At 72.5% G+C, this 25,988-nt stretch carries 24 protein-coding genes; 15 read left to right on the top strand and 9 right to left on the bottom strand.

The genetic code is table 11. From position 1 onward, the window contains the following. Positions 1–3 precede the first annotated feature (3 nt). The 3 genes from IE317_RS03045 to IE317_RS03035 all read left to right on the top strand — a co-directional run bounded on the left by IE317_RS03045 (position 4) and on the right by IE317_RS03035 (position 2,773). Positions 4–798, top strand: coding sequence for an IclR family transcriptional regulator (locus IE317_RS03045; RefSeq protein ID WP_191306481.1), 795 nt, complete (start codon positions 4–6; stop codon positions 796–798). A gap of 148 nt (positions 799–946) precedes the next feature. Continuing rightward, the gene (locus IE317_RS03040) at positions 947–2,341 is read left to right on the top strand and encodes an MFS transporter (protein ID WP_191306480.1); all 1,395 of its coding nucleotides are present in this window, start codon (positions 947–949) and stop codon (positions 2,339–2,341) included. A gap of 159 nt (positions 2,342–2,500) precedes the next feature. After that, entirely contained in the window at positions 2,501–2,773 is a 273-nt protein-coding gene (locus tag IE317_RS03035) for a DUF1883 domain-containing protein (protein ID WP_191306479.1), read from the top strand. Between the two features lie 124 nt (positions 2,774–2,897). On the opposite strand, the gene IE317_RS03030 is transcribed toward IE317_RS03035, so the two are convergent. Together IE317_RS03030 and IE317_RS03025 are read right to left on the bottom strand one after the other, a co-directional pair. Further along, a complete protein-coding gene (locus tag IE317_RS03030; RefSeq protein WP_191306478.1) occupies positions 2,898–3,698 on the bottom strand; it encodes a methyltransferase domain-containing protein in 801 nt (266 codons plus the stop codon). Positions 3,699–3,801: 103 nt separating this feature from the next. Next, positions 3,802–4,752, bottom strand: coding sequence for a Leg1-related protein (locus IE317_RS03025; protein ID WP_191306477.1), 951 nt, complete (start codon positions 4,750–4,752; stop codon positions 3,802–3,804). A gap of 429 nt (positions 4,753–5,181) precedes the next feature. On the opposite strand from IE317_RS03025, the gene IE317_RS03020 reads away from it, so the two are divergent. From IE317_RS03020 to IE317_RS03010, 3 genes are read left to right on the top strand one after another with little or no spacing between them, the layout of a single operon-like run. Next, positions 5,182–5,502 carry a hypothetical protein gene (locus IE317_RS03020; protein WP_229902437.1) on the top strand — a complete coding sequence of 107 codons (321 nt, stop codon included), beginning with the start codon at positions 5,182–5,184 and terminating at the stop codon, positions 5,500–5,502. A 20-nt stretch (positions 5,503–5,522) separates the two neighbouring features. Continuing rightward, positions 5,523–6,752, top strand: a complete 1,230-nt coding sequence (locus IE317_RS03015) for a nucleotide sugar dehydrogenase (protein ID WP_191306476.1) — start codon at positions 5,523–5,525, stop codon at positions 6,750–6,752. A 60-nt stretch (positions 6,753–6,812) separates the two neighbouring features. Then, the gene (locus IE317_RS03010) at positions 6,813–7,346 is read left to right on the top strand and encodes an EF-hand domain-containing protein (RefSeq protein ID WP_191306475.1); all 534 of its coding nucleotides are present in this window, start codon (positions 6,813–6,815) and stop codon (positions 7,344–7,346) included. A gap of 53 nt (positions 7,347–7,399) precedes the next feature. On the opposite strand, the gene IE317_RS03005 is transcribed toward IE317_RS03010, so the two are convergent. From IE317_RS03005 to IE317_RS02980, 6 genes are read right to left on the bottom strand one after another with little or no spacing between them, the layout of a single operon-like run. After that, positions 7,400–7,804 carry a DUF6917 domain-containing protein gene (locus tag IE317_RS03005; protein WP_191306474.1) on the bottom strand — a complete coding sequence of 135 codons (405 nt, stop codon included), beginning with the start codon at positions 7,802–7,804 and terminating at the stop codon, positions 7,400–7,402. Continuing rightward, entirely contained in the window at positions 7,801–8,688 is an 888-nt protein-coding gene (locus tag IE317_RS03000) for a Gfo/Idh/MocA family protein (RefSeq protein WP_191306473.1), read from the bottom strand. Before IE317_RS03000 ends, IE317_RS03005 begins: the two co-directional genes overlap by 4 nt. Next, positions 8,685–9,776: an Ldh family oxidoreductase gene (locus tag IE317_RS02995; RefSeq protein WP_191306472.1), complete on the bottom strand. Its 1,092-nt coding sequence runs from the start codon at positions 9,774–9,776 to the stop codon at positions 8,685–8,687. Before IE317_RS02995 ends, IE317_RS03000 begins: the two co-directional genes overlap by 4 nt. After that, the gene (locus tag IE317_RS02990; protein ID WP_191306471.1) at positions 9,757–11,025 is read right to left on the bottom strand and encodes a M20/M25/M40 family metallo-hydrolase; all 1,269 of its coding nucleotides are present in this window, start codon (positions 11,023–11,025) and stop codon (positions 9,757–9,759) included. Before IE317_RS02990 ends, IE317_RS02995 begins: the two co-directional genes overlap by 20 nt. After that, a complete protein-coding gene (locus tag IE317_RS02985; RefSeq protein WP_191306470.1) occupies positions 11,019–11,873 on the bottom strand; it encodes a sugar phosphate isomerase/epimerase family protein in 855 nt (284 codons plus the stop codon). Before IE317_RS02985 ends, IE317_RS02990 begins: the two co-directional genes overlap by 7 nt. Continuing rightward, a complete protein-coding gene (locus IE317_RS02980; protein ID WP_191306469.1) occupies positions 11,863–12,738 on the bottom strand; it encodes a hypothetical protein in 876 nt (291 codons plus the stop codon). The genes IE317_RS02985 and IE317_RS02980 overlap by 11 nt, the downstream gene beginning before the upstream one ends. A gap of 364 nt (positions 12,739–13,102) precedes the next feature. Here IE317_RS02980 and IE317_RS02975 point away from each other — a divergent pair, with 364 nt between their 5' ends. The 9 genes from IE317_RS02975 to IE317_RS02935 are packed head-to-tail and all read left to right on the top strand — an operon-like array spanning position 13,103 to position 23,994. Further along, positions 13,103–14,308: a DegT/DnrJ/EryC1/StrS family aminotransferase gene (locus IE317_RS02975; protein ID WP_191306468.1), complete on the top strand. Its 1,206-nt coding sequence runs from the start codon at positions 13,103–13,105 to the stop codon at positions 14,306–14,308. Further along, complete coding sequence (locus tag IE317_RS02970) at positions 14,305–15,438, top strand: DegT/DnrJ/EryC1/StrS family aminotransferase (protein ID WP_191306467.1); 1,134 nt, start codon at positions 14,305–14,307, stop codon at positions 15,436–15,438. The genes IE317_RS02975 and IE317_RS02970 overlap by 4 nt, the downstream gene beginning before the upstream one ends. Before the next feature lie 5 nt (positions 15,439–15,443). After that, complete coding sequence (locus tag IE317_RS02965) at positions 15,444–16,112, top strand: class I SAM-dependent methyltransferase (protein WP_191306466.1); 669 nt, start codon at positions 15,444–15,446, stop codon at positions 16,110–16,112. Then, entirely contained in the window at positions 16,112–17,077 is a 966-nt protein-coding gene (locus IE317_RS02960) for a UbiA family prenyltransferase (RefSeq protein WP_191306465.1), read from the top strand. The genes IE317_RS02965 and IE317_RS02960 overlap by 1 nt, the downstream gene beginning before the upstream one ends. Then, positions 17,074–18,435 carry a protoporphyrinogen/coproporphyrinogen oxidase gene (locus IE317_RS02955; protein WP_191306464.1) on the top strand — a complete coding sequence of 454 codons (1,362 nt, stop codon included), beginning with the start codon at positions 17,074–17,076 and terminating at the stop codon, positions 18,433–18,435. Before IE317_RS02960 ends, IE317_RS02955 begins: the two co-directional genes overlap by 4 nt. An 11-nt stretch (positions 18,436–18,446) precedes the next feature. After that, positions 18,447–20,003 carry a class I adenylate-forming enzyme family protein gene (locus IE317_RS02950; RefSeq protein ID WP_191306795.1) on the top strand — a complete coding sequence of 519 codons (1,557 nt, stop codon included), beginning with the start codon at positions 18,447–18,449 and terminating at the stop codon, positions 20,001–20,003. A 9-nt stretch (positions 20,004–20,012) separates the two neighbouring features. Next, positions 20,013–20,798, top strand: a complete 786-nt coding sequence (locus IE317_RS02945) for a class I SAM-dependent methyltransferase (RefSeq protein WP_191306463.1) — start codon at positions 20,013–20,015, stop codon at positions 20,796–20,798. Continuing rightward, positions 20,795–22,366 carry a CoA transferase gene (locus IE317_RS02940; protein WP_191306462.1) on the top strand — a complete coding sequence of 524 codons (1,572 nt, stop codon included), beginning with the start codon at positions 20,795–20,797 and terminating at the stop codon, positions 22,364–22,366. The genes IE317_RS02945 and IE317_RS02940 overlap by 4 nt, the downstream gene beginning before the upstream one ends. Further along, the gene (locus IE317_RS02935) at positions 22,363–23,994 is read left to right on the top strand and encodes a class I adenylate-forming enzyme family protein (protein ID WP_229902436.1); all 1,632 of its coding nucleotides are present in this window, start codon (positions 22,363–22,365) and stop codon (positions 23,992–23,994) included. Before IE317_RS02940 ends, IE317_RS02935 begins: the two co-directional genes overlap by 4 nt. Here IE317_RS02935 and IE317_RS02930 read toward each other — a convergent pair. After that, positions 23,984–25,939, bottom strand: coding sequence for an NPCBM/NEW2 domain-containing protein (locus tag IE317_RS02930; RefSeq protein WP_191306794.1), 1,956 nt, complete (start codon positions 25,937–25,939; stop codon positions 23,984–23,986). The two genes, IE317_RS02935 and IE317_RS02930, sit on opposite strands and share 11 nt — an antisense overlap. Positions 25,940–25,988 lie beyond the last annotated feature (49 nt).

Below are 25,988 nucleotides of genomic sequence, written 5' to 3'. Positions count from 1 at the left end.
GCGATGGCAGAGGAAGAACGCAGCGGCACGACGCCGGTGCTGGTGCTGCGCAAGTTCAAGCAGATCCTCGAGTCGTTCACGATCGACAACCCCGAGCTGACGCTGCAGCAGATCACCCGGTCGACCGGGCTGCCGGCCAGCACGTGCCAGCGGCTGGTGCACAACCTGGTGCGCGAGGGCTTCCTCGACCGCTACGACGACACCTACCGCGTCGGCCTCGGCCTGGTCCGCTGGGCGGCGCCCGGCACGTTCGGCCTCGACCTGGTCCGGCTGACCCGGCCGGTGCTGCAGCAGCTGCGCGACGAAACGGGCGAGACGGCGTGCCTGTACGTCCGCGACGGCGCCTACCGCACGGTGATTTCGCTGGCGGAGTCCCGGCATCCGGTGGTGCGGCTGTTCGTCGTCGGCATGGTGATGCCGCTGCACGCCGGCTCGGCCGGCAAGGTGTTCCTGGCGTGGGACAAGCTCGCCCTCAAGGACGCCATCGGGCACGGCCTGGCCCGCTTCACCCCGCGCACGGTGGTCGACCTCGACCTGCTGTCCGAGCAGCTCGGGCAGATCCGCGAGGCCGGGTACGCGGTGAGCTTCGAAGAGCGCGACCTCGGCGCGGCGTCGTTGAGCGCGCCGGTGCTCGGGCTCAACGGCGAGGTCAGCGCGGCCATCGGGATCGGCGCGCCGACGCAGCGGTTCACCGCGGCCGACGTGCCGCGGCTGGCGCCGATCGTCGTCGAAGCGGGCCGGCGCGCTTCCGAGCGGCTCGGGTACCGGCCCGGCGTGGAGCGCGTCGCCGCGCTCTGATCTCCCGCGACGCCCGGTTCGTGCCGGAAACCGCCTTGTTGCCCGTTGACGGGGTCCGGCGCTGCCCCGTCCGTCCTTGACTCCTCGCCGCGTCCGTCACATCATGAGTCGGCCAACCACATCGTGGATAAGTCAAAGGAGACGACGGATGGCGAACATCCCCGAGGCCGCCGTGCCGGGCACCGGCACGATCGCGGGCCGGCTCGACCGCCTGCCCATCACCCGCACGCACCGCCGGGCCACCGTCGCCGTCGGGCTGGGGCTGTTCTTCGACTTCTACGAGGTCTTCCTGACCGGCGTGCTCAGCTCCGTGCTCGTCGAGGAGTTCAAGCTGACCAAGGCGGATCTGCCGCCGCTGCTGGCGTCCACGTTCGTCGGCATGTTTTTCGGCGCCCTGCTGCTCGGCCGGCTCGCCGACCGGTTCGGCCGCCGCGGCGCCTTCCTGCTCAACCTCGGGCTGTACTCGCTGTTCTCGCTGCTCGGCGCATTCAGCGGCAGCGCACTGATGCTGCTTGTGACGCGGTTCTTCGCGGGCATCGGCCTCGGCGCGGAGCCGCCGCTGGCCGACACCTACCTCACCGACCTGCTCCCGGCCCGCAAGCGTGGGCGGTTCATCGCCTGGGCGTACACGCTCGCCTTCTGCGGCTTCCCGGTCGTCGGCTTCCTCGCCCGCGGGCTCACCGACCACGAGATCTTCGGCATCGAGGGCTGGCGCTGGCTGTTCGTGATCGGTGCGCTGGGCGCCGGCGCGGTCTTCCTGCTCCGGCGCGGCCTGCCGGAGTCGCCGCGGTGGCTGGAGTCCGTCGGCCGCACGGAGGAGGCCGAGCACCTGGTGGCCGGTCTCGAAGCGGAGGCACGCGGCGGCGTCAACGAAAACCTCGCCCCGCCGCGCGGCACCACCCGCAAGCGCGCCGGGGCGCCGGTGCGGGAACTGTTCGGCCGGGGGATGCGCCGCCGCACGTGGATGATGGTCGTCTTCCACATCCTGCAGACGCTCGGCTACTACGGCTTCGGCACGCTGGTGCCGCTGGTGCTGGCGGCCAAGGGCTATGCCGTCTCGCAGTCGCTGCTGTTCGCCGCGCTGACCTACCTCGGCTACCCGGTCGGCTCGGCGTTGTCGCTGCCGATCGTGGAACGCGTCGAGCGCAAGTACCTGGTGGTCGGCTCGGTGCTGGCGATGGCGGTGTTCGGCATCGCGTTCGGGTACGCGGGCTCGATGACGCTGATCCTCGTCTTCGGTTTCCTCTACACGGCGACCAGCAACCTGTTCTCGAACGCCTTCCACATCTACCAGGCCGAGATCTTCCCGACGGCACTGCGTTCGACGGCCTCGAGCGGCACGTACTCGCTGTCGCGGCTGGCCAGCGGCGCGATGCCGTTCGTGCTGGTGCCCCTGCTGAACTCGCACGGCCCGACCGCGCTGTTCCTGGTCGTGGCGGGCGCGCTGGTGGTGGTCGCGGCGGACATCGCGGTCCTCGGCCCCCGCACCACCGGCCGCCGCCTGGAGAGCGTCAACGACGAGGCCGCCCCACTGCGACGATGACAAGCCTCGGCAAGACCTCCAACCGACCGTGAATTCCCCACCCATTCGGTGCTGTAACAGTGGATTCAACGAATTCGACCCTACTGAGGTGATGTTTTAGCCCAGCCTCCGGTTGAAAAAGCCGAGCGGAGGACGACTTTCGTCTTCCCGGAGGTAGCCATGGCATCGGAAGTGGCGGTGTTCGACCTCGGTTGGTTGAGCAGATCCACCACCGTCCGGGTCGAACTGGACGTCATGGCCAACGTCCGGCTGATGACGAAGGCCAATGTCGACGCCTACACGAAGAGAATCGCCTACCGCATGCTCGGCGGAGTGGCGACAATACGGCCGTTCGACATCGAAATCCCGGCGGATGGGCATTGGTATGTCGCGGTGGACACCGAAGGGTTGACCGCGAGCCGTTTTCAGGCCGAGGTCACGATCGTCGTCTGAACACTCACCACGCGGACGTGAACACCTTCGGTGATGCCGCGCTCGGGATCCGGCGGCGTCGGTTGCCGTCGCCGGCGTGGTGCAGGCTTGCCGCGGATCATGCACGCCGCCCGGACTCCCGCAATCAGGCGCGGGCGAGCACTTCTCCGTGCGGGATCAGCAGCCAGCCGTCGGGGTGCGCCGCCCAGTCCTGCCATGCCCCGGCGATGGCGTCGAGGTCGGCCTGCGTGGCCAGCCCGCGGTCGAGGGCCATCCTGCCGACGGAGGAGTGGATCCGCTCGGCCCACATGTCGCCCCACGTCGTGCGTTCCTCCGGGGTCGCGTAGCACCACACCGAAGCGGACGGCGTGACTTCGGTGAACCCCGCTTCGTGGGCCCAGGCGAGCAGCCGCCGACCGGCGTCGGGCTCGGCGCCGTTGCCGCGGGCCACGGCCCGGTACAGGTTCTGCCAGTCGTCGAGCCGTGGGTCCTCGGGCCACCACCGGAACGCGCCGTAGTCGGCGTCGCGCGCCGCGACGACTCCGCCGGGGCGCGTCACCCGCCGCATCTCGCGGAGAGCGGCGACGGGGTCCGAAAGGTGCTGGAGCACTTGGTGGGCGTGGACGACGTCGTAGCTGTCGTCGGGATCGGAGAGCGAGTACGCGTCGTCGACGGCGAACTCGACGGACACCCCGCGTCGAGCGGCGTTCGCCCGGGCGGCGGGGAGCGGATCTTCGGTGATCTCGACCCCGCGCACCCGCCCGGGCGCGACGGCTTCGGCGAGGTCGACCGTGATGCTGCCCGGACCGCATCCGACGTCGAGCAGGTCCAGGCCCGGGCGGAGCAGCGGCAGGAGGTAGGCCGCCGAACTGGCTGCGGTGCGCGCGGCGTGGCTGGCCACGACGACCTCGGCGTGGCCGTGGGTGTAGACGTCCTTGCCTGCCATGGCAACCCCGCCTCTCAAATAGTGAGACATTGCGTCCGCATGGTGAACGCTACTCCTGGCCGCCCTTCTCGGGCAATGGACTGCCGTGGACGACGAGCCTGGGTTACGGGCGCAGCAGGTGGCCGAGCATCCGCCTGCGGGCGGCGGCGTTGTCGCGCCGGGGGTCGAAGATCGCGTCGAGCAGGGTCAGCACGTCGTCCCGGGCGGCTCTGGTGCGCATGATCCGCCGCCACAGCCACAGGTTCAGCGCGTAGCGGCGGGGTGAGGTGGTGGCCAGGCGGAGGACGTTGGCGACGTTGCGCCGGACCTTGTCGGGAAGCGTGCGCAGGCCGGGACGGTGCTCGAGCAGCGTTTCCGGCAGCACGTCGAGGCCGTGCTCGGTCATGAAGTCGAAGTCGGTCCGCCAGGCCGCCGCCCCGAGGTAGTCGACCATCCGGCACCAGCCGCGCAGGAACGTCAATTCGAGCGGCGCATACGGGGCCGGGTCGATGCCCGCGATCGCCGTGACCACGACGTCGAGACAGGTCTTGTGCGCCTTCCACAGCGCGATCCGGAGCGGCTCGACGTCGGCCTTGGCCCGGGTGCCGGTGACCATCGCGAAGTAGCGCCGCCATTGCTCGACGCTGGGCGCCAGCTCGTCCGGGACCACGCCGCCGCGCACGTACCGGAACCGGGCCGTGCCGGGGGCGTCGGCGATGTCGAGCGGAGCGACCACACCGGCCCGTTCCGCGCCCAGCCACGGGATCACGCTGAGGGTGTAGTTGCCGTAGGCCCATGGCGCGTCCGGATCGATCATTCCGTCAGCGCGTGTGGTGGCGCCCAGGCGTCCGGTGCGGCACTGCCACTGGAGCTGGAACGCCCAGGCCCACAGGGGATTGTGCCGGTTGTCGGCTCCGAACAGCCCGTCCGTGTTCGTGGCGTCGATGAGGTGCCGGTAGGCCGCCATCCGGTGCTCGAACCGGAACGGGTCGAACCGGTCGGTCAACTCCGCCGCGGAGACCCAGACCGCGTACAGGTCCAGGTCGGCCAGCTCCCGAGGATGGACTGAGGTCACCCACCCAATCTAGCCGGTCAGCCCGGCTTGTCGAGCCATTCCCGCAGTTCTTGACCGTATCCTGTGTCCGCTGCTGGAAATTGTAATCCGCAGTGGGGCTCGGACGGCCTAATCGCCGGTGTGGACCGTCACGCTCGGCCACCTCTGCGGTATTTGCGCGACACGCGGCTCGTTCGCCCGTCGGGCTGATGAGCGGCGCGAACAGGCGTGCGGCTGTGGTGGTGTCGTGACTACAGTGCGCGTACGGCGGATCGTGTCAGGCGCGCGGCATGCGGGTGGGGCAGCCTCTGAAACGACGCTGCGTGGTCGCCCAACGGATGTCATCTTCGTCTTTCCCATCCTTTCCGGGCTATTGCCGTCGACCCTCCTGACGTGTCGCACCGGCATTGCTAAATTCGATCGGAGAACGAAAAATCTGCGGAGGTAATGATGAAGAAAGTGCTGGCGTCCGGGGTGGTAATGGTGCTGTTCGGGCTCGTGTTCGCCGTCGGGTCGAGCGCATCGGCCGATCCGGCGGCGGACACCGGCCGCGTCGTCGTCTTTTCCTCGGAAACCCAAGCGCTCGACAACTGGGATGATCCGGCGGGGTGCCAGAAGCTGCCGGTCGCCGCGCACGTGCTCGTCAACGAGACCGACCGAGTCGTCGACACCTACGCCGATCCCTTCTGCGTGACACCGGGCGTCTCGGTGCAGCCGGGGTACGGCACGCACGTCGCCCCGGGCACGGGCTCGTTCTCGGTCGGCGAGTGAGGCACCGCACGGATTTGGCGGTGATCGGGCTGGGCTACGCCGGCCTGCCGCTGGCCGAGGCGGCCTGCCGATCGGGGTTGCGCACCAGGGGATTCGACATCGACGGCACCGTCGTCGCGACGCTGGCGGCGGGCCGGTCACCCGTGGCGGGAATTTCCGACGCCGACGTGGCCGCCATGCTGGACTCCGGGTTCACCGCCAGTGCCGACCCGGCGCAGCTCGGCGCCGCGGACACCGTCGTGATCTGCGTGCCGACCGGCCTGACCGCCGATCGCGTGCCGGACCTCGGACCGCTGCGCGCGGCGTGCGCCGCCCTCGGCGACCGGTTGCGGCCGGGCACGCTCGTCGTGCTCGAGTCGACCAGTTTTCCCGGCACGACGGAGGAAGTCGTGCTGCCGATCCTCGAGCGGCGCAGTGGACTGCGGGCCGGCGAGGACTTCTACCTCGCGTTCGCGCCGGAGCGGATCGATCCGGGCAACACGCGCTTCGGGCTCGCGGACACCCCGAAGGTGATCGGCGGTCACACGCCCCTGTGCGCCAAGTACTGCGCCACGTTCTACAGCCGCTTCGTCGACGCGGTGGTCGTGGCCAGAGGGACGCGAGAGGCCGAACTCGCCAAGTTGCTCGAGAACACCTACCGGTTCGTGAACATCGCGCTGGTCAACGAATTCGCCCGGTACTGCGCCTCGACCGGCATCGACGTGTGGGACGTGGTGCACTGCGCGGGCACCAAGCCGTTCGGCTTCGCGTCGTTCACCCCCGGCCCGGGCGCGGGCGGGCACTGCATCCCCGTCGACCCGGTTTACCTGACCACCCGTGCGGGACAGGACGGCTTCACGTTCACCATGGTGGAGGCGGCCGCGCGGATCAACGAACACCGGGCCGCGGACGTCGTGGACCGGGCCGGAGCCCTGCTCGGCGACCTGCGCGGCGCCTCGGTGCTGCTCCTGGGGGTGACCTACAAGGCCGACGTGCCGGACGTGCGCGAGTCGCCCGCCCGGCCGGTCGCGGCGCAGTTGCTCGCGCGCGGAGCGGACGTCGCCTACCACGATCCACACGCGCCCGGGTTCGACGCCGACGGCCTGCCGCTGCGCCGGGAAACCGATCTGCCGGCCGCCGCGGCGGCCGCGGATCTGACGATCCTGCTGCAGGACCACCGGGCCTACGACCCGGTCCAGCTGGCGAGCGCGTCGCGGCTGCTGCTGGACACCCGGGGACGGGTTTCCGGCAGCAGCGTCCGGTACCTGTGATCTTCCCGGCCCACACCGGGCCGGGCAGTTGTTCGTCCATCCAACGAAGGGACAGCCAGTATGACCACCGCAGTCAGCACCGATCGGCTCCGCCAGCGGTTCGCCAAGTGGGACGTCGACGGCAGCGGCACTCTGGAGCGCTCCGACTTCGAACGTGAGGCGGAGCGCGTCGCCGGCAAGTTCGGTGCCCAGCCCCAGTCCCGGGAAGCCGTCGCGCTCCGGGACGCCTTCCGGAACCTGTTCGACTTCCACGCCCGGGAGGCGGGCGTTCCGCCGAACGGTTCGGTCACCGAGGAGCAGTTCCTGCGGATCAACGAGAAGCTCATGTTCTCCGAGGGGGAAGCGAGCTTCAACCGGGTTCTGCGGCCGGTCATGCAGGCCATCGTCGGTCTCTGCGACCGCAACGACGACGGCATGATCAACCGGGAGGAGTTCATCGCCTACCTCCAGGGGGTCGGGGTGGACCAGTCCGCCGCGCAGGAGGCCTTCCGCCAGATCGACACCGACAACAGCGGTGAGCTGACCGTCGACGAACTGCTGGCCGCGGTGCGGAACTTCCACTACGGCAAGCTCGACGTCCCCTTGCTGGGCTGAGCGACGCGGTCCGGAGCGGGGCGGCCCGGGCGGGGCCGTCCCGCTCCGGGCTGTCAGCTCGCCGGGGCGAAGGTCACCGGCTGCTCGGGGGACAGTGCCAGGTCGCCGCCGGAGACCGGCACCGGGACGGCGATGAGGATGTTGTAGTGGTTCGGGAAGTGACAGGCGTCGAAGCCGTGCACGGTCCCGACGAGCCGCTCGCCGATCCACACTTCGTCGCCGCGATCGATCACCCCCGCGTTGTGCAGCTCGGCGAACCCGAGAAAGCCCACCCGGTCGATCCGCGCACCCGGCGCCGTTTCGGCGTGGTCGGTCGTCACGAGTTCGTGGACTTCTCCTTCGCGCACGCACCGGCTCGCGTGGGGTTCGAGGGTCATCCCGCGCTCGGCACGCCGGTGCAGCAGTACCTTCACCAGCGCACCCCGCACCGTGCGTTTGGCGCCGTTCTCGTTCGTCACGCCCGGTTCTCCTCTCGGTAGCAGGCCTCGACGAGCTGCAGTGCGGCGAGGCCGTCCCCGGGAACGCGCGGGCCGCTCCGCGCGAGTGCGGCGAACTCGGCGACCACACCCCGGTATTCGTGGTGCAGCGACTGCTTGAAACCCGGGTGACCGGCGAGCAGATCCGCGCACCGGACGCTGCCGTCGGCCGACTCCACCCGCATGTCCTTCACCTCGCCGGGGAACGACCAGTCCAGCTCCACCCGCGCGGTCGCGCCGGAGTCCGCGCGCAGGGCGATCTCGGCCTGCCGGTCCACCCCGCCGGCCCGCGTGATGTCGACGTCGGTGACCGTGACGTCGCCGAGGAACAGCCGGACGAGGTCGAACGCGTTCGGCCCGTTGTCGGCCACGCAACCACCGCCGCACCGCACCGGGTCGAGGTACCACGCGTCCACCCCGACGTGGTCCTCGATCCGTTCGAGGTAGCGCACGGTCACGTGCCGCACCGGGGAATCCGGTTCGGCTCGCAGCGCGAGCAGGTTGTCGTTGTACCGCCGGTGGAACGCGGTGAACAGCGGCCGTCCGGCCGCGCGCGCCAGCCGGTCGAGGTCGACGGCGTCGGACAGCGTGGTCGCCAGCGGCTTCTCGACGCACACCGCGAGACCGGCGGCGAGCGCGTCCCGGCACACGGCGGCGTGGGCGTCGTTCGGCACGGTCACGACGACCGCGTCCAGACCGGCTTCGGCGAACATCCGGCGGTGGTCGATGTAGCAGGCGAGGGGCTCGTGGAGCAGTTCCGGCCGCCGGTCGCACACCGCGGCGAGGTGCAGGTCCGGCCGGGCGGCGATCGCCGCCCGGTAGAACGCCCCGATCACGCCCAGACCGACCAGACCGACCCGGATCACCGCGGCAGTCCCAGCGCGACGAGGTCTTCGTGGACGTCCCGAGCGAGGGGCACGCCCTCCACCCGGTGCCGGGCGGCCCGCTCGGCCTCCAGCCAGCCGGGGTAGCGCACCGGATCCGCGTCCGCCGCGGGCGGGCAGTCCAGCAGCGTGCCGAACATCGTGCGGACGGTGCCGGCGAACCCGCCACCGGGCCGCAGCGTCTCCGGGGCGACCACGAGCACCAGATAGCCGATGTCGTCGTCGGTGCCGTGGGGTCCACCGTCGCCGTCCAGCGCCGCGGGGGCCGGTCCCAGCGCGGCGCCGGACAGCGCCGCGGCGAGCAGCTCCACCGCGAGAGCGAGCCCGAAACCCTTGTGGGCGCCGGTCTCCGGGGCACCGCCCAGCCAGCGCAGGTGGGCTTCGCCGCGGTCGAACGCCGCCGGGTCGGTGACCGGACGGCCCTGGTCGTCGGCGAGCCAGCCGGCCGGGATCGCCTCGCCGGCCCGCGCGGCCGCCCGGACGCGGCCGGTCGGCACGACGGTCGTGCTCATGTCCAGGACGAACGGCCGGCCGGGACGGGCCGGAGCCGCGACGCTCAGCGGATTGGTGCCCAGCATCGCCAGCGCCCCTCCGGGAGGCCGCGCGATCCGCTGGCCACCGCAGTTGCTCGCGACCACCCCGATCATGCCGCGCGCGGCGGCGACGGCCGCGTGGTGCCCGGCGCAGCCGAAGTGCGTGCCGCCGCGCACCGACACGAGCCCGACGCCGTGGTCACGCGCCTTGCCCGCCGCGAGCTCCACGGCTTCGGTCGCCGCCCACAGGCCCAGCGCGGTGCCGGCGTCGACCACCGCGGCCGGGCCGGTGTCGCGAACCACTTCCGGTTCGGCCCCGGGATCACACCGGCCGGTGTCGAACAGGGGGAGGTACAGCCGGCGCAGGTTGGCGAGCCCGTGGGACCCGAGCCCGTGCAGGTCGCCGTACAGCAGGGCGGTGGCGGCGGCCTCCGCTCGTGCCGGGGGCACACCGCGGTCGTGGAACACGCGGGTGGTGAACGACAGCAGCTCCGCGTACGGCACGCGGATGCCGGTGTCAGGCAGGGTCAGGGACATGGTCCTCCTCGTGGCGTACCGCGAACTCGGTGAGCACGCGGGTGACGGTGGCGGCGAAGGCGTCGAGCTGGGCCAGCGCGGCGAACTCACCCGCGGCGTGGGCGTGGTTGCCCGCGAGGTCGCCGGGCCCGAGGACGACGGTGGCCGTGCCGGGCACGTCCTGCATCCAGATGGCGTCGCAGGTGAAGGCCGGTTCGGCCGGTGGCCAAGCCGCCACCCCCGCCGCGTCGAGCAGCCCGGTGGCCCACCGGTCGCGGCAGTCCAGGGCGGGCAGGCCCCGTTTGTGCCACCGCAGGGACACGATCTTCGCGGCGTCCTCCGCGGTCCGGCGCAGCTCCCTGGTCGCGTGGAAGCGGTAGCGGAACCGGGCGAGCCCGGACCGCAGGGCGCGGGCGAGGAGTTCCTCGAGGCGGCGGCCCGCGGCGGCCGTCGGGTAGGACAGGTTGAGCAGCAGGCGTCCGGTGCCGTACACGCGGTTGTGCGCCGTGCCGGTGTGCAGCCCGGCGACGCACACCCGCCCACCCGGTTCCGCGCCGTCCAGTGCGGTGGCGAAGTGCTGGGCCAGGAAACCGAGCAGCACGGTCGCGTTGTGCCCGGCGCCGGGCTCGTCGTCGACGCTGCCGGTGCCGTCGACGGACACGCAGGCCGTCATCGCCGCGGTCGACCTGGTCAGGTAGCGCAGGCCGGTGGGTTCGCAGAACACGTTGAGCCGCCCCACGTGTCCCGCTTCGACGAGCGGCCGGGTGCCGTAGACACCCATGGCGCCGCCCTCTTCCCCCGCGACGGCCTGCACCAGCACCGCGACGCGGTCACCGAGCACGGGCAGCGCGGCCCGCACCCCGGCGAGCATCGCCACCGCGGGGCCCTTGGCGTCGATGGCCCCGCGGCCGGTGAACCGGACGCCGTCGAAACCGGCGGGCTCGACCCCGGCGACGGTGTCGAGGTGCACGTTGAACATCACGGCCGGCGCGCCGGCCGGTCCGTGGCGCAGCACGAGGCTCGGCTGCACCGCGAGGAAACCCGGCTCTCCCGCGCGTTCTCGCACGGTCAGGGGCACGTCGTCCCGGTCGAGGACGGCCGGATCCGGCGCGGCGTGGTGGACGGTGGTGAACCCGGCCGCCGTGGCGGCCGCGGCGAAGACCCGCTGCGCCGCCGGCAGGTCGGTGCCCTCGCCCCCTCCCTCGAGCGGGTTGACCGTGGGGATGCGCAGCAGCGCGAGCAGCAGGTCGTGGTCGGCGGGGCTCAGCACGGCGTCGCCTCGACCAGCTCCGCCAGCCGGCGTCCGGCAGCGACGAACGGCGACGCGCCCGTCGAATCGGCCCACCGGCCCTCGTGCGGGCGCGTGACCAGGTGCGGCTCGAGGGACAGAGCACCGGCGTACCCGGCCGAGCGCAACAGCCGCAGGCATTCGGCCACCCCGGCCCGGCCGTCGCCCGGCAGGGTGTAGACCGGGCCGGCTTCACCGTCGGCGGCGTCCTTGACGTGGACGTGCGCCACGAACGGGAGCAGCTCGGCCAGCAGGGACGGCGCGTCGTAGCCGTGGGCGACCCCGTTGCCGACGTCGAACAGCAGCTTCAGCGCGGGGCTGCCGACCGCGTCGAGCAGTGCGAGGCTGCGCTCGGCGCTGGTCGCCGCCCAGCCGGCGCAGTTCTCGTGCAGAAGGGTGATCCCGTACCCGGCCGCGAGGCCGGTGAGGACCCGGAGCCGTTCGACGACCGCCCGCCGCCAGGCGTCCTCCGGCAGCCCTGCGTTCGGGTACGACATGACGCGCACGAAGGGAGTGCCCAGGTCGGCGCACAGCCCGGCCAGCGCCGACAGTTCGGCGGTGTCCCGGTCGAGCGGGTCGAGCACGGAACCGGCCCAGCCGCCGATCCGGGAGTCGAGGCACACCACGGTGAGCTCGGCCGCGTGGACCGCCCGGACCAGCCGGTCGCGCCCCGCGTGGTCGAGGTCGGCGACGGCGTGCCCGTCGACCGTGCGCAGTTCCACCGCGTTCCAGCCGAGGGCCCGCACGGCGGCTAGCTGGCCGTCGAGGTCCGGGGCCGCTTCGTCACCGATACCGGCCAGTCCGCCGGCCGGCCAGATTTCAGCGCGCACGGGCGGGCTCGTTCTCGGGCGAACGGGCGGCGTCGCGGGCCTCGGCCAGCAGCCGCACCACGGCCGCGTGCACGGCGAACTCCCCGGGCGGTGCGGCCGCCGCGCCGGTGAAGTACCGGTAGGCCGCCAGCAGGAAGGCGCCGAGTGCTTCGTCTTCGAACACCTCGCGCGGGCCGGCGCCGACCCGCAGCTGGGCGTGGTGGTCGTCGGCGGAGACGGGGTAGTGACCCACCACCGTCGTGTCCCGCAGGCGCAGGATGATCTCGCGGCGGCGCACCGGGGACGTCAGGTCGGAGTGGATGGTCGTGCGGGGGCCGCCGCGGTGCCGCACCGACAGCCAGGCTCCGCCCAGCGGTCCGGCGTGCGGATCGGTCCACCCGGCGCCGGTCAGCTCGGCCGGCCCGGCGATGGTGAGCGCGACCGCCAGCGCGTGCGGCACCTCCACTTCGAACGCATCGGCGTGCGCCCGATCGCTCGCCCGGGCGAACCTCGGCTTGTCCTGCCGTACGGAGATCGACGCGAGGGGACCGTACTCACCCGACCGCGCCAGCCGCGCGAGCCGCCAGGTGAGGGCGGCGGCGAGCCAGTGCGTCACGACCACCACGTCGAGGCCGTGCTCGGTGCGGAGCCGCTCGATCGCCGCGAGCGCGTCGAGGTCACCGGCGACCGGTTTCTCGACCACCAGCCGACGGAATCCCTGTGCGGCAAGGGAAGTGAGCACGGCGACCCGGGTGGCGGGCGGCGTGCACACGTGTACGACGGTGTCGCCGGGCGGGACGAACGCCGTGAGCCGGTCGAGCGAGTCCGCGATGATGTCGACGCTTCCGTCACGCAGAGCCATTCCGGCCGCGGGATCGAAACCCACGATCGAATGACATCCGAATATTTCCGGGAATTGCGCGCGCAAGCGCCGCAACACCGGCACGTGCAGGCCCGCGCCCGACCGCCCGAGCCCTGCGACAACGCTGTGCGGCATCGCCGTCCTTTCGTCGTGACGTGGGATTCGCCCTGTGTGGCAACGAGAACACGATCGACGGTAGCGCCATGTCCGATCCGTTGCGACAGTTCACGTCCGCGGCGCCGCTCGGGCGTCTTCGCGCTGTGTCGCCGGGTTGGTCCATTGGATCATGCTCGCGCCTCGTCCGGATGATTCCGGGCCGAAGTCCTCGCCGCCGTCGCCGGACGCGGGCTACGTTCGAAGGGCGTCCATCCGCGACCGACGAGGAGCCATGTCCGTAACCTCCCTTCCCCACAAGGGAAATCTCCGCGACTCCGGGTCCGCGCCGGTCCCGTTCTTCAGCCAGGCAGCCGGTTTCCGGCGGCGGTGGCCGGAAATCGAGGCACGGCTGCACGAGGTCGCCGACAGCGGGAAGTTCTCCCACGGTGCCCAAGTGGCCCGGCTGGAGCGCCGGCTGGCCGAGTACACCGGCGCGGCCCACGTCGTCGGCGTCAACAGCGGCACCGACGCGCTGATCCTGCTTCTGCGGGCGTGCGAGCTGGGCGACGGCGCGGGGGTGCTCGTCCCGGCGTTCACGTTCGTGGCCACCGCGACCTCGGTCGTCCACGCGGGCGGACGGCCCCAGTTCACCGACATCGACCCGGCGACGTACCAGATGTGCCCGGAAGCGGCCGCCCGCGCGATCACAACACGCACGCGCGCGATCATGCCGGTGCACCTCTTCGACCGGATGGCCGACGTGGCCGCGTTCACCGCGCTCGCGGCCCGGCACGGGCTCACCCTGCTGGAGGACAGCGCGGAGGCGATCGGCATGCGCCGGCAGGGCAAGCACGCGGGGCTGCACGGTGCAGGCGGCGTGCTGTCGTTCTTCCCCAGCAAGACACTCGGCGCCCTCGGCGACGCGGGTGCAGTGCTCACCGACGACGCCGGGATCGCGGCGAAGGTCGCCGCCCTGCGGCACCACGGGCGCCCGGGCGCCACGCTCGGCGATTTTCCCGCGATCAAGACCGGCAGCGAACTGGCCGGGGTGAACAGCAAGATGGACGACGTCCAGGCCGCCGTGCTGATCGCGAAGCTGTCCGCTTTGGAAGAGGACATCACCCGGCGGGCAGAGCTCGCCGCCGCCTACACCGAGCGCCTGTCCGGCATCCCCGGCGTGCTCCGGGTACCCGGTCCGGTGACCGACGGCGGCGGCGACCGCGACGTCTGCTACGTCTACGTGGCCGAGGTCGACGACCGGGACGGCCTGGCGAGCACCTTGGCCGCCGCGGGAATCGGCACCGAGGTCTATTACCCGGTTCCGCTGCACCTGCAGCCGTGTTTCGCCGATCTCGGCCACCGGCCGGGCGACTTCCCCCACGCGGAGGAGGCCTGCCGCCGCACGGTCGCGCTGCCGCTCCACCCCGATCTCACGCTCGCCGAGGTCGACCGCGTGTGCGCGGAAATCCGGCGCCACTACACGGGAACTGCGTCATGACGTTGCCGTTCTTCCCGCCGGACCTGTTCGAGGCCGACCGCGACACGCTGATCGAAATCGTCCGCGACCTCGGCACCGGCCCCGCCCAGCGGTTCATCCTCGGCGACCACACAGCGCGCTTCGAGCAGGCGCTGCGTGACACGGTCGCCGGTGCCGACGTGGTCGCCTGCGGCAGCGGCACGTCAGCCCTGTCGCTCGTGCTCGCCGCGCTGGACATCGGCCCCGGCGACGAAGTCGTGGTTCCGGCCTTCGGCTGTGCGCCGATCGCGGCGACCGTGGTCACCGCGGGCGCCATCCCCGTGTTCGCGGACGTGCGGCCCGACACCATGACGCTCGATCCCGAGCTCGCCGAAGCGGCGATCACCCCGCGCACCAAGGCGATCATGCCCGCGCACCAGTTCTCGGTGATGGCCGACATGCCCGCGTTCGAGGACATCGCCGCCCGCCACGGACTGCGCCTCGTCGAAGACTCCGCGGTCGCCCAAGGCGCCACCCTGCACGGCCGGCCCGCGGGAACGTGGGGCGACGCCGGGGTGTTCTCCTTCGTCCAGGTGAAGTCGTTCGGGATGCCGGGGGAGGGCGGGGTGGTGGTCACCCGGAACCCGGACCTGGCGCGGACCGTGCGGATGCTGCGCAACCACGGGCAGGACGGCAGGCAGCGCTTCGTCCACCACCGCATCGGGTACAACAGCCGGTTCGACGAGGTGCAGGCCGCGTTCCAGCTGCGACGGCTGCCCGGCCTCGCCGCCCGGCTCGCGCGCCGCGCCGACATCGCCGAGTACTACACCCGGCAGTTCGCGCCCCTGGCCGGCCGCGGCATCACGCCGCCACCACCCGGCCGCGACGGACGCTGCTACTACGTCTACTGCCTGCGGGCCGACCGCCGTGACGAGCTGGCGGCGCACCTCGCCGCGCTCGGCATCGGCACGCACGTGTACTACCCGGCCCCGTTGCCCGCCCAGCCCGCCTTCGCGCGTTGGGCCCCGGCGGGCAAGGTGTGGCCGAACGCAACGGCCGCCAGCGAAACCATCCTCGCGCTTCCGGTGTACCCCCACCTGACCGATGCGCAGGTCGAGCACATCGCCGCCGCGGTGTGCCAGTTCGCCGACCGGAAGGACCCGAGACCGTGAACACGATGACGAGTGCGCCAGGCGGCACCCGGGAAGTCACCGAGGACGAGATCGCCGCGGAATGGCGGGAGCGCGCGCGGCGGACCGGTCTGCGCCGGGTCATGCGATCCTCGCAGCCGGACAGCCTCAACGTCGGCGTGACCCGACAGACCCGCGCTGTCGTGACCGACCAGCTCGCGCTCGTCGCGGAGCGCCTCGGCCGGCGTCCGCGGCACGCCCTGGAAATCGGTTGCGGCATCGGACGGCTGACGCCGGCCATCGCCGCACACGCCGAGCGGGTCCACGCGATCGACATGACGCCGGCGATGCTGGACCAGGCCCGCGCCACCTGCCGCCACCTGCCCGCCGTCGAGTTCGCCTGCGTCCGGGCCGATCGCCTGCGGCCACCACGCGAACGGTACGACGCCGCGGTGTGCGTGTGGGTCCTGATGCACGTGCTCGACGAAAGCCGGCTCCGCGACACCTGCCGGGTGATCGCGAAGTCCGCCCGGCACCTCACGCTCATCGAGTACGAACACGCGAGTGTCCCGGTGAGCAAGTGGTCGCGCCTGCGCACCCTCGAGGAGTACGTCCGGCTGCTGCCGGGAGCCGAGGTCGTCGACGAGCGGATGGTGGACTACGGCGGCGACCGCTCGTTCGCCGCGCTCATCGCGTTCGGTGGTCAGGACGCCTGATGACCGACGCAACTGTCCGGGCGAGGCCGTCCACCGTGCGCGAGGCCAAGGTCGTCACCTACGCGAGGCTCGCGAAACTCGACGTGTTCGACTACTACCTGAGCCTGCTGGTCGTCCTCTCCGCGGTCCTGCTGCCGATCGGCGACTTCGATCCCGCGGTGTTGACGACACTCGGCCTGTTCGGGCTCGGCGCCGTCCTGATGACCGCCTCCCTGGTGGCGTTCGACGACCTCACCGGCTACCGCGACGGCAGCGACACGGCCAACTACCGCGCCAACCCGACCCTGCGCCGCGCCCGGCGCAAACCCCTGGTGACCGGGGCGCTGACCGAACCCGAGGTGGAGTGCTTCGGCTGGCTCACGGCCATCGCGGGCGCCGCCGTCTTCGCCGTCGCGGTGATGACCGCTCCGCACGCTCCACAGTGGACGATCTGGCTGATCGTGGCCAACTTCGTGGTCGGCATCCAGTACTCCTACGGGCTGAAGATCAGCTACCACGGCTTCCAGGAGGCGTACATCGCCGCACTGGGCTGGGTCATGGTGCTCGCGCCCTACGGCCTGGTCACCGGCCGCTTCGACGGGTTCGTCCTCGTGCAGGCGCTGCTGTTCGGGCTCGGGCCGCTGCTGTTCGGCGTGTACTCGAACACCAACGACATCGCGGGGGACCGCGCGGTCGGCCGGCCCACGGTGGCCGCGCTGACGACTCCCCGCGGCAACCGGCGGTTCGTCGCGGCACTGTCGCTGGGGGAGTTCCTCCTCGGCGCGGTGGCGTCGGCGACGGGCGTGGCCCCGTGGTGGTTCGTCCTCCTCATGCTGCCCGTCACCGTGCTGCGCGTCCGCCAGTTCGGCATCGGGTTCGGTGCCCGCGGCGACATCCTGCGGGCCCGGGCGATCGGGTTCACCGCGCACCGGGTGGGCGCCGCGCTGCTCGTGGCCGCGAACCTCGTCCTGGCGGTCACGAAATGACCGGGAGACGGGCCACGGACGTCGACGTCGCCGTGGTCGGCGCCGGGATCGCCGGGCTGACCGCGGCGCACGAACTGGTCCGCGCGGGCCTCACGGTGCGGGTTTTCGAGACACGGAACCGGGTCGGCGGCCGCATGGCCAGCCACCGCCACGCGGGCTACACGATGGACGAGGGCGCGGAACAGATCCCGTCGAGCGGGTACCGCGCGACGTGGGAGCTGGTGCGGCGCACCGCCATGGCGGAGACGGAGGTGCCGCGGATCGGCGGCCCCCTCGCGATGTGGCGCGACGGCGCCGCGCACAGCGGGGTCTCCGACCCCCGCGGGCTCGTCAGCCACGCCGGACTGCGGCCGCGTGCCCGCGTCGACCTGGCCCGGTTCCTGGCCTGGACGGCGCGGCACCGGCGGCGGTTCGACCCCGACGTGCCCGAGGCGAGCCCGCTGGGGGACACCACCGTCGCCGCCCTCGCCCGCCGGTACCACCCCGACCTCCACGACTACCTGTTCCAGCCCGTGGTCGGCAGCTTCTTCGGCTGGCAGCCGGAACGCTCGGCGGCAGCACCGTTCGTCAGCCTCCTGCTCGACGTCGGCCCGCCCTCGACGTGGCGCACCTACCGCGACGGCATGGACACCCTCGCCCGCACCCTCGCCGGACACCTCGACGTGCGCACCGGGACCACCGTCACGCAGGTCACCGCCGACACCGGGATCGCCGTGCTCACCACCGACCGCGGCCCGGTCACCGCCGGGGTCGCCCTGCTCTGCGTTCCCGCACCCGTCGCCGCGCGGCTGCACACCGACGAGCGCGAACCCGTACGCCGGTTCGTGGACGCGTGCACGTTCACCCCCACGCTGAAGGTCGGCTGCCTGCTCGACCGCCCACTGGCCCTTCGCGCCCACAAGGCGCTCTATACGCTGCTGACTCCCGCCGCCGAAGAACCCGTGCTGGCCGGGATCATCTTCGACCACGTCAAACACCGTGGGCGCGCGCCGGCGGGCTGCGGACTGCTCACCCTGATGACCAGCCCCTCGGCCATCCCGGGGCTGCTGGACGCCCCGGACGACGCCGTCGCCGCCGCCCTCGTGGAGCCCGCGACGCGGTACGTCCCCGGCTTGGCCGACGCGGTGACGGCGACGTTCACCCACCGGTTCCGTCACGGGCTGCCCGAGGCCACCCCGGAGGCGTTGCGCCTGCGGGCGGGGTTCGCCGCCCGGACCGGCCCGTACCCGGTGGACTACGCGGGCGACTGGGAGTTCCTGCGGCCCAGCAGCGAGGGCGCGGTGCGTTCCGCGGCCCGCACCGCCTCGCGCGTGCTCGCCCACTTCCGGACAGCCGTTCGCGTGAAGGAGCCGGTGTGAAGCCCTACGACATGGGTCTGCTGTTCGACGAGTGCGCCGACCGGGGCGTGCCGACCGTCGTGCACCTCGACCGCCCGTTCGACATCGCCCCGGACGCGGGCACGACGCACGACGTTCCTGCACTGGCCCAGCTGGTGTGGACCGCGGCAGGCTGGCTGGCCGCGGCGGGGGCCCGGCGCGGCGACCGCGTCGCGATCGTCAAGGACAACCACTGGGACTACGACCTGCTCGCCTGCGCGGCCGTGCGGATCGGCGCCGTGCCGGCGAAGCTGTCCGGTCACCTGGCGCCCGAGTCCCTCGCCGTCCTGCTCGGCCGGCTCTCACCGGCTGTCCTGGTCACGACGGCCGAGGTCCTGGCCGCGGCCGATTCGGCCGGAGCCGACCTGACCGATCTTTGCCGGACGACGGTGACCGTCGACCGCGCTCACCCGCGCGCGGTCCACGTCGGCGAACTTCGTCAGGCCGCCCCGCCGCCACCGCGCCGGCCCCGCGAAGACGAGCCGCTGGTCATCATGCACACCTCGGGCACGACCGGGCTTCCCAAACTGGTGGTGCACTCCACCCGCACGATCATCGGCGCTCTCGCCCGGGTGGAGGCCACCCGCCTGCCGATGGCCGGCGTGCGCCGCAGCGACACGGTGGCGAACGCCAGCTCGTACGCCCACGGCCGGACGTTCTGCTGGACGGCGAGCGTGCTGTGCCTCGCACCGAAGAAGATCGTCGTGCTGACCGACACGCACCCGGACCGCGCCGACCCCGTGCTGCGCGCCCACCCGCCGACGGTGATCGAGGCCTTGCCGGCCGCCTACGTGCGCCTCCAGCCCCTGACCACGCGCCTGGACAACGCCTTCCGCGACGTCCGGTTGTTCGCGAGCACCTACGACGCCGTGCACCCGCCGACCGTTCGCGGCTACCTCGCCGCGTCGGCTCGCCGGCGTCCACTGTGGATGCAGGGGTGGGGGCAGAGCGAGACCGGGCCGATCACGTTCCGCTTCCTGGGCCGGAAGTCGGCCGCCTGGCGGAACGCCGGCCGCGCCATCCCGTTGCGGACGCGGCTGCGGGTCGTCGACCCGGCCACGCTCGCCCCGGTTCCCCGCGGCCGTCCGGGCGTCGTGCAGGTCCGCACGCCGGCGCGTTGCCTGGGGTACGTCGGCGAGGCCGAGCGGTTCCAGGGCAAGTGCACGGACGGGTGGTGGAACACCGGCGACGTCGGGGCGCTCACCCGGACCGGATCGGTGCGCCTGCTGGACCGCGAGGTGGACACGGTGGCGGGGCTGAGCTGCCTCGCCGTGGAAGACGTGGTCGAGGACCGCCTGGACGCCGTGGCCGAATGCGTCGTGCTCGGCCGGGCCGGCGCACCGCCGCTGCCGGTGGTCGTCACGGCCGACGGCACGCTGGACCCCGCGGCCTGGTCGGCGGCGGTCGCGGACCTGCCACGCCTGGCCGAGCCCGTGGTGCTGACGGGGGACGACGTGCCCCGCACCGGGACCGGAAAGGTCCGCCGCACCGCGCTGCTCGCCGCGCTCACCGGGAACACCGCCACCGCGGGTTCCGGCCGCTGGACCTGAAGGAGCACCATGACCCTCGCCGACCGGCACTACGTGTTCGACAACGACAACACCCACAGCGACGAGCAGCACCGCTGCCTGGCCGCGGCCTACGATCCCGCCACCACCGCATCGCTGGCCGCGACCGGCGTCGGCCCGGGATGGCAGTGCCTCGAGGTCGGCGCGGGCGGCGGCAGCATCGCGCACTGGCTCGCCGGACGCGTCGCCCCCACGGGCCGCGTCCTGGCCACCGACATCAACCCCCGGCACATCCGCCCGGCCCCCGGTCTCACGGTCGAACAGCACGACGTCGTCCGGGACGCCCTGCCGGAGCAGCGGTTCGACCTGATCCACGCCCGGCTCGTCCTGCTGCACCTTCCCGAGCGCATCGCCGTGCTCGGCAAGCTGGCGCGGGCGTTGAAACCCGGCGGCTGGCTGCAGCTCGACGAGTTCGACATCGCCTACGGGCCCGCGCTGGCCGGACCGGAAACCGGGTTGTACGAACGGTTCCTCGACGCCAAGGCCGAGCTGATGCGGAGGGCGGGTGCACTGGGCACGTGGGGACGTTCGGTGGGCACGGCGATGACCGCGGCCGGCCTGGACCGGGTCGAGGCGCGGCCGCACGTGTCGCTGTGGGACCGCGACTCCGCCGGCCTGCAGCTGCTCGTGCACCACACCCGGCACCTGCGGGACAAGTTCGTCGCGGTCGGATTCTCCGACGACGACCTCGCCCGCGTGCGGGACGTCATGGCGCACGAAGACTTCCGCGCGTGCTCCTGCCTGTTCTACACCGTGCGCGGCCGGCGGCCGGCATGACCGCGACCCTTTCCGCCGCCCACCCGGCGGCCCGGCTCGCCGGCGACCACCTCACTGCGCTCGGCGCCGGTGACAGCGCGGTCGAGCCGGTCGTCGGCTGGGCCGGTCCGGTCGACCTGCCCCTCACCGGCGAGCTGCTCGTGCAGGCGGCCTGCGGGATCATGCACGTCCACGGCCGGGCGCGCGGCGCTCCCGAGCCGCTGGCCGTCGACTACGCGACGGCGGTGGCCGGGGTGCTCACCGCGGCCGGAGTGCTCGCCGCGGAATTCGCGCGCGCCCGCGGGGTACCGGTGTCCGCCGTGGGCACCTCCGTCGCCCAGGCTGCGCTGCTGTCGGTGGGCCAGTACCTGGCGTGCGGGCACGGCGACATCTCTCCCGCGGTCGGCGTGCCCCCACCGTTCGTGTCCGGCGACGGTGTCCGGTTCGAGATCGAAACCCTGCGCGCCGAGGATTGGCACCGGTTCTGGCGGACGATGGGGGCCGCGGAACCGGCGCTGCGCCAGGGGTGGCCGCCGTTCCTGCACCGGTTCGCGACCGCGACCTGCCCGCTGCCCACTGTCTTGCACGACGTGCTGTCCGCACGTTCGTTCACCGAGATCCAGCGCGCCGGGACCGCGAGCGAGGTGAGCGTCGTGCCGATCGGTGACGCACAACCGGTACCGGTGTGGACCTTCACCCCCTTGCCGGGTGGCTCCGGGCCATCGAGGGCCTCGGGAACCGACCCCGGCCTCGACGCGCCGCTGCGGGGCGTGCGAGTGGTCGAGTCGGCGCGCCGCGTCCAGGGGCCGCTGGCCGGACACGTGCTGAGGCTGCTCGGCGCGGACGTGCTGCGGATCGAGCCGCCGGGCGGCGATCCGGCGCGCGGAGTACCCCCGCTGACCGCCGGCGTGTCCGCACGCTTCGCGGCGTTGAACGCGGGCAAGGACGCCGTCGAACTCGACCTCACGCACCCGGCCGGGCGGGTCGCGGCGAAGGAACTGGTTGCCGCCGCGGACGTGTTCCTGCACAACTGGGCGCCGGGCAAGGCCGCCGCGTGGGGCCTGGACGCGCCGGACCTGGCGGCGGTGCGGCCCGGGCTGGTGTACGCGGCGGCGTCGGGCTGGGGCCCGCACCTCGGCGAGCGGCCACCGCTCGGCACGGACTACGTCGTCCAGGCGCACAGCGGGCTCGCCGCGGTGCTGCGCCCGCCCGGCGAGCCGCCCGCACCGTCCCTGATGACGATCACCGACGTGCTGGGCGGACTGGTCTGCGCGGTCGGCGCGCTCGCCGGCCTCGTCCGCCGGGAACGCACCGGCGCCGGTTGCCGCGCCGACACGTCGCTGCTGTCCGCGGCGAGCACGGTTCCCCGGACCCGAGGCCGGTACCGCCGTCCGGTGCGGACCGCGGACGGCTACGTCGCCGTCTCGGCTCTGCACGACGACACTCCGCAGTGGACGACTGAGGAGTTGCTGACCCGGCTCCGCGCGACCGGGGTTCCCGCGGTGGCCGTGACGACCGACCTCGGCGACCTGGTCGCGGATCCCCGCTTCACCGCCGCGCTGAACCGGCCACCGTGGGAATTCCGGTGAGCGCAGTATGGACGTCGACAGCGGGCGTCGCGATCCCGGACCTCGTACCCGAGCGGCTGCGGCGGGCGTGGGTGCGGCAGGGTCTGTGTCCCGGCACGGACATCCACCGGTCGTTCACCGGGCACGTGAATGCGCACCCGGACCGGCAGGCGGTGATCGACGACGCCGGTGCGGTCACCTACGCCGAACTCGACCACGCCGTGTCGGCCACCGCGGCCGGTCTGCTCGCCGCCGGGCTCGGCCGGCGCGACGTGATCGGCATCCGGATGGTCAACAGCAGGCACGCGGTCGCGGCCGAACTGGCGGTGGCCGCCATCGGCGCGGTGTCCATGCCGTTCCCCGCCGGGCGGGGCAGCCGGGACGCGCGCAGCCTCCTGCGCCGGGCCAAGGCGACCGGCCTGCTCGTCGACCAGGGCACCGGCGGCGACTTGGGGGCGCTGCCCTGCCTGCGAGCGATCCTTGCCCCCGAGGAGTTCGCCACCGCGGCGGCGGCCGCTCGTCCCACGCCCGAGGTGGTTTCCGGCGACCCGGCGCGCATCCTCGTGTCTTCCGGCTCGGAGGCCGAACCGAAGATGGTCGCCTATTCGCACGAGGCGTTCCTGGGCGGGCGCGCGAACTACGTGCGTGCGCTCCACGGAGACGACACCCCGATGCGCAACCTGGTGCTGGTGCCCCTGTCGTCGTCGTTCGGCTCGTGCGGGATCCCGGTCACCGTGGCGGCCCTCGGCGCGACCCTGATCGTGCAGCGGCAGTTCGATCCCGGCGCCGCGCTGCGGGCGATCGACGAACACCGGCCGACGCACGTGTTCGGCGTGCCCACGATGCTGAGCCGCCTCGCCGGACGCCACCCGCCGCACCGCCCGCGTGGGCTCCGTGCGCTGGTGTCCAGCGGCGCACCCATGCCGCCGTCGACCGAACGCCGGATCCGCGCCCGGTTCCGCACCCCGGTCATCCTCGTCTACGGCTCGACCGACGGCGTGAACTGCCACAACGCCGTCGACGGCCGACCCGACCCGGCCGTCGCGAGGATCACCATCGCCGACGAAGCCGGCCGGCCCCTCCCGCGCGGCGAGACGGGCGAAATCCACGCCCTCGGGCCGATGACGCCGCTGTCCTATGTGGCCGATCACGAGCTGAACGCGCGTTACCGCACCCCCGGCGGCGGGGTCCGCACCGGCGACCGCGGCTTCCTCGACGAGCAGGGCGCGCTGCACGTGACCGGCCGCGCCCGGCAGGTCGTTCTCCGCGGCGGACGCACGATCAGCCCGGCCGAAGTCGAGTTGTGCCTTTCCGGCCACCCCGCCCTCGCCGAGGTCAGCTGCGTGGGCATCCCGGACCCGGACCTCGGCGAGCGGCTGTGCGCGTGCATCGTGCCCCACGCCGACCACCCGGAACCCGACCTGGCCGAGCTCGCGGACTACCTCCGCACCCACCACGATTTCGAACCGGTGAAGCTCCCGGAACGCCTCATCGTCCTCCCGAGCCTGCCCCTCGGCCCGACCGGCAAGGTCTGCCGGACGACTTTGGCCCGGCTCGCCACGGGCGGCGCCGGTGCTGACCTGCAGCTCCAGGCGAGGGCCACCACCGCACCACGGCCGGGGTGGCCGGCTGCCGGTCTCAGCAGGTGATGGTGGCGTTCGCCCAGTCGGCGTGGTCGTTGGTGTTGCCGTCGCCGGCGTCGTTCACCGACAGTTCCAGCACCTGGACTCCGGTCAGCTGCGCGGACAGCGCCTGTGCCTTGTCTCCGGGGTGCATGACGCCCGTCGCGGCGAGTTCCTTGCCGTCACCGAGGATGCGGAACCCCACGCTGCCACCGGAGTTCTCGTCGTCCATCCCGACCAGGGCGCCGACGGACGTGCAGGACGCGCCGACGTAGACCCGCACGCTCGAGGGGGCGTGGGCACCGATGCCGTCGTCGTAACCGACCCCGGCGATGGTGATCCGGTGGCCGTCACCCGGCTGGGCCTCGCCGTTGCTGGTGCCGCGTTCGGCCGGGCCCCAGCCGTTGTCGGACGACAGCCACGGAGCCTTGGACAACGCCGTCGTGCCCGACGGCGGGCGGGAGACGAGCGGTGACGTGCCTTCCGCGCCCAAGGCGCGCTTGCCCCACGCGGTGGAGTAGTCGGCTTTGGCGGCCAGCCTGACGCGCTCGCCACTCGGCGCCACCGGGTTGAAGGTGATCTGCTGCTGCCACGACTTGCCCGGGGGTACGGCCGGGACCGTGAACGTGCCGGGGCCGTCGAGCTGCCAGCCGGTGGGCGTCGCGACGGTGGCGCGGAGCTGGGTGATCGGCGTGCTGCCGTCGTTGGTGACCTGGAGGGTGGTGGTCAGCGGGCGGTCGGCGGGCACGTAGTCCGGCGCCGGCAGGGCCAGCGTCGTCATCGGCGCGGCCGACGGGTGCGTCGAAGGCCAGACCCGGAAGACCGACGAGTCGTGGGACGCGACGGCGTCGCGGAGGGCGCCCGCGGTTTCGGTTTCCGTGCCGGTCCACAGGTCGCGGACGCGGAAGGTGTGGCCCTCAAGACCGAGTTCCGCCGCCGTGGTGCTGATGGTCGTGCTCGCCGGCCCGCGGTTGAACAGCACGACCGCGGCCGATCCGTCGGACATCGGCTTCGCCCAGACCTCGGTGTCGCCGTCGTCGCGGAGCTTGTGGCCCTGTGCGCCGGCCCAGTCCTGGTCCAGCGCGATGACGTCCTTGTTCTCGAGGATCGCCTTGGTGGCCGGCGACATCGCGGGCAGGTCGTTCCCGGCCAGCAGCGGCGCGTTCAGCAGCGCCCACAGCGCGAAGTGCGACCGGTACTCGGCGTCGGTCATGCCGCCGTTGCCGACTTCGAGCATGTCCGGGTCGTTCCAGCCGCCGGGGCCCGCGAACTTTTCCAGGCCGACCTGCTGGTCGAGGATGAAGGTCATGCTGCCCCAGTTGTCGCTGATGTCGCCGGTGGTGCGCCACAGCTGCGCCCCGGCGTCCCGCCCCCAGGTCCACGGCTTGTTCTCGCCCCATTCGCAGAGGGCGTAGATCATCGGGCGGCCGGTCTTCTTGATCGCGTCGCCCATCTTCGTGTAGCGCTCGATCGCCGGCCGGCCCTGGTTGTTGCAGTTGTCGTACTTGAGGTAGTCGACGCCCCAATCGGCGAAGGACTGCGCGTCCGCCTCCTCGTGGTCGAGCGCGCCGGGCATGGTCTTCTGGCAGGTCAGTGTCCCGGCGCTGGTGTAGAGGCCGAGCTTCAGGCCGAGCCCGTGGACGTAGTCGGCGAGGGTTTTGATGCCGTGGGGGAAGCGTTCGTGGCTGGGTTCGAGCTTGCCCTCGGCCGTGCGGTTCTGTTCCGCCCAGCAGTCGTCGATGTTGACGTATTGGTAGCCCGCGTCCTTCATGCCGGACGACACCAGCGCGTCGGCGGCACCGCGGATGAGGTCCTCGTTGATGTCGCAGCCGAACCTGTTCCAGCTGTTCCAGCCCATCGGCGGCCGTTCGCCGACGCGCTGGGCGGCGAAGTAGCCCGGCTCCGCGGCTGCAGCGGGGACAGCTTCGGCGACCGTGACCACCGAGGTGCAGGCGGCGATCGCGACGGCCATTCCAACAAGACGACGCACGAGTACCTCCCAGAGCGCGCAACTTTGCGCA

The organism is Amycolatopsis bullii (genome assembly GCF_014654205.1).
Taxonomy (GTDB): Bacteria; Actinomycetota; Actinomycetes; order Mycobacteriales; family Pseudonocardiaceae; genus Amycolatopsis; species Amycolatopsis plumensis.
Note: the sequence above shows the minus strand (reverse complement) of the source record. Positions and strands in the feature narration are given on the sequence as shown.

What these genes read in the sequence shown, in the direction of transcription:
- IE317_RS03045 (WP_191306481.1), top strand. Translation starts at nt 4, where the DNA reads ATGGCAGAGGAAGAACGCAGCGGCACGACGCCGGTGCTGGTGCTGCGC.
- IE317_RS03040 (WP_191306480.1), top strand. Translation starts at nt 947, where the DNA reads ATGGCGAACATCCCCGAGGCCGCCGTGCCGGGCACCGGCACGATCGCG.
- IE317_RS03035 (WP_191306479.1), top strand. Translation starts at nt 2,501, where the DNA reads ATGGCATCGGAAGTGGCGGTGTTCGACCTCGGTTGGTTGAGCAGATCC.
- IE317_RS03030 (WP_191306478.1), bottom strand. Translation starts at nt 3,698, where the DNA reads ATGGCAGGCAAGGACGTCTACACCCACGGCCACGCCGAGGTCGTCGTG.
- IE317_RS03020 (WP_229902437.1), top strand. Translation starts at nt 5,182, where the DNA reads ATGAAGAAAGTGCTGGCGTCCGGGGTGGTAATGGTGCTGTTCGGGCTC.
- IE317_RS03010 (WP_191306475.1), top strand. Translation starts at nt 6,813, where the DNA reads ATGACCACCGCAGTCAGCACCGATCGGCTCCGCCAGCGGTTCGCCAAG.
- IE317_RS02995 (WP_191306472.1), bottom strand. Translation starts at nt 9,776, where the DNA reads ATGTCCCTGACCCTGCCTGACACCGGCATCCGCGTGCCGTACGCGGAG.
- IE317_RS02975 (WP_191306468.1), top strand. Translation starts at nt 13,103, where the DNA reads ATGTCCGTAACCTCCCTTCCCCACAAGGGAAATCTCCGCGACTCCGGG.
- IE317_RS02970 (WP_191306467.1), top strand. Translation starts at nt 14,305, where the DNA reads ATGACGTTGCCGTTCTTCCCGCCGGACCTGTTCGAGGCCGACCGCGAC.
- IE317_RS02965 (WP_191306466.1), top strand. Translation starts at nt 15,444, where the DNA reads ATGACGAGTGCGCCAGGCGGCACCCGGGAAGTCACCGAGGACGAGATC.
- IE317_RS02960 (WP_191306465.1), top strand. Translation starts at nt 16,112, where the DNA reads ATGACCGACGCAACTGTCCGGGCGAGGCCGTCCACCGTGCGCGAGGCC.
- IE317_RS02955 (WP_191306464.1), top strand. Translation starts at nt 17,074, where the DNA reads ATGACCGGGAGACGGGCCACGGACGTCGACGTCGCCGTGGTCGGCGCC.
- IE317_RS02950 (WP_191306795.1), top strand. Translation starts at nt 18,447, where the DNA reads ATGGGTCTGCTGTTCGACGAGTGCGCCGACCGGGGCGTGCCGACCGTC.
- IE317_RS02945 (WP_191306463.1), top strand. Translation starts at nt 20,013, where the DNA reads ATGACCCTCGCCGACCGGCACTACGTGTTCGACAACGACAACACCCAC.
- IE317_RS02940 (WP_191306462.1), top strand. Translation starts at nt 20,795, where the DNA reads ATGACCGCGACCCTTTCCGCCGCCCACCCGGCGGCCCGGCTCGCCGGC.
- IE317_RS02930 (WP_191306794.1), bottom strand. Translation starts at nt 25,939, where the DNA reads ATGGCCGTCGCGATCGCCGCCTGCACCTCGGTGGTCACGGTCGCCGAA.